This is a genomic window from Pseudoalteromonas sp. S554 (assembly GCF_005930865.1).
Lineage (GTDB): Bacteria > Pseudomonadota > Gammaproteobacteria > Enterobacterales > Alteromonadaceae > Pseudoalteromonas > Pseudoalteromonas marina.
Genome location: NZ_PNDV01000151.1, coordinates 1 through 2,401 on the forward strand (window position 1 = coordinate 1; position 2,401 = coordinate 2,401).

A 2,401-nucleotide genomic window follows, 5' to 3' on the forward strand; every position below is an offset into this window, starting at 1 on the left:
GTGTCGCACAATTTAACACGTGCTAAAGAAGAGCTTTCTTTATAATAAGCATTAGCTAGCGCAAGTTTCAAAAAAGCCCCTGCAAGGTATAACCTGTAGGGGCTTTTTTGTGCATGATATAAAAGTTTATCATTGTTTGCGGACCCTCACTTGAAAAAAATTTCATACCCAGACTCTTCTTTAGATCGATTTAGTATTTAGCTATCGGCTAATGTTACATTTTTTACCTGTTTTTTAGACGGTTATTCTGTAAAATCACGCATTAACATTTGTGAAAAAAATTTACACTTGTGATTAAGGTGATTATTCAACTAAATATAAGTAGGAATTATGATTTTTTATATTGTTGGGTTGAGTACATTGGTTATTATTTTGTGTTTAGCTATTTATGTCATTTATAGCAATGTACGCACAAGCCGAGTAAGAAAAGCAAAAGAATACAATGTGTTATTTGATAAAGATACCATTGTGGATGATCTTATTACTCAACTTACTGATAAAAACCAAGCCCAAGAAGACGAGCATAAAACAATAAAAGGCAAAGAAGAGATCCTTGCAACATTTATTGAATTGCATCGTTCAGGTAGTTTTTGTGCGCATTTAAGCGAGCAAGAAATTATTTACTTTGTTAAGAAAAAATTAAACATGGAGAGCAGTAACAATGGATAAAGAAAAAGTAATCCCAGCAGAAAAAAATGAGTCGTTTATGAGCCGTTTTGGCCGTCGTAATGTCATTGTGGTGTCGTCAATTGTTGTTGTATTAGCGGTTATTGCCACTCTTACATCGCAGGTTATATCGTGGAACGAAGCAGATGAGCGTTTAGTACACCAATCAGCATTTACTGGTAATTTAACGGTGATAAATCAGGCTGGCCCTTATCTAAAAGCATTTGGTACTACCTCTGCTTATAAAAAAGTAATTTCTATCAACTTTACAGGCGACAGTAGTGCAACAGCAAGCGCGATAGTACCGTTAATCCCTATTCGCTTTTTAGATACAACAACCGGTGGGGCGCGTGGTGTGTCGCGTTTTAGATTACCGGGCAATGTACCAGCTAGTGAGTCTGGCGCATTACGTGGTTTGCTTAAAATACACGAAGAATTTGGCTCGCAAGAAACCCTAATTTCTAACCTACTAATGCGTGCCACAACTGAAAATGTTAAAGCGTCTGCACGTATGATGTCGGTAGAGCAACATTACTCAGGTGGTAATGGCCAATTAAGCCAAGATTTTTCTGATCAGCTAACAAACGGTATTTTTGTAACCGAGCAAATTATTAGTACTGGTGAGCGTGATAAAACTGACGATTTAAGTAATTTGAGTAAACAGCAACGCGTTACTATTAATATTAAAAAAGACAGCGAAGGCAATGCACTGCGTAACGCACCTATTTTAGGCGCTTACGGTATTACAGTCGTTGATGCGAGCATTATTGATATTGACTACGAAAGTAAAGTAAACGCTCGTCTAGAAGCGCAAAAACAAGCAGCAGCAGATGAAGCACTTGCGCGTCAAAACCTTAAAAAAGCAGAGCAACAAGCGCGTACAGAGGTTGCACTAGGTGAGCAAGCCATTGCAAAGCAACGAGCTGAATCTGAAAAGCTAAAAATTAAAGAGCAAATAGATGCTGAGCGTATCAAAGCAAATGCGATTATTTCAGCGCAGCAACGTGTAGCGGTAAAAGCTGAGCTTGCAAAAGAGCAAGAAGAGATATTAAAGCAACAACGTTTAGAAGCTCTAGGTATGGATGTGTTAGCAGAGGCACGTTTACGTGCTAAGTCGGCAGCGCTTGATCCTAAATATGTTTTTGATGAAACATTAAAAGCTGAGGTGAAAATTCAAACTGCTTTATTTACAAGTTTAGGCAATAGCCGCCTAGTGCCTGAAATTGTTATTGGTGGTGCAGGTCAAGGTGAGCAAAGCAACGGTTCTGAATTTATGCGTTTACTAGCTGCTGATGCCGCTTTAAGTCTTAAAAAGCGTTTAGAGAAAGAGAAAAAATAAGCGATTTAGTAAATTTAAAAGTTCTGCTTAGTCCCAGGTAACAAAGACTAAAAAAATGAAAACGCTGCCTAAAATTTCAGGCAGCGTTTTTTATTATGTGGAACTTTTCATAAAATGTATTAAAAAATTTACTATTCGTTCAGCCATAAGACTAAAGTCAATAGGTTAATTTTATTCACTTATTGAGTTTGTTTTTATCGTTTGTGAGGTTTGAGCTTTTACTCTAAAGTTCAGTTGTCGGCAACAAGCACGACTCACTTAATTAGGAAAGGCAAACCATGAAACGTACACTTTTAAAAACCATCGCTCTTGGCTCATTATTAACTTGCTCTGCAGCTGTAATGGCTGTGTCAAGTGACTAACAAGAACTGCTTAGAGAAGAGGAGAATGCTCCGC

Annotated in this window: 2 protein-coding genes; both read left to right on the plus strand. The window is 37.6% G+C overall.

Annotated features, from left to right (window positions below; all coding sequences use genetic code 11):
* Window positions 1-330 precede the first annotated feature (330 nt).
* Window positions 331-669 (plus strand): hypothetical protein, encoded by a 339-nt coding sequence (locus CWB65_RS19385; protein ID WP_008130107.1) that lies wholly within the window; start codon window positions 331-333, stop codon window positions 667-669.
* Window positions 662-2,005, plus strand: a complete 1,344-nt coding sequence (locus CWB65_RS19390; RefSeq protein ID WP_138741277.1) for an SPFH domain-containing protein — start codon at window positions 662-664, stop codon at window positions 2,003-2,005. Before CWB65_RS19385 ends, CWB65_RS19390 begins: the two co-directional genes overlap by 8 nt.
* Window positions 2,006-2,401: the final 396 nt, after the last annotated feature.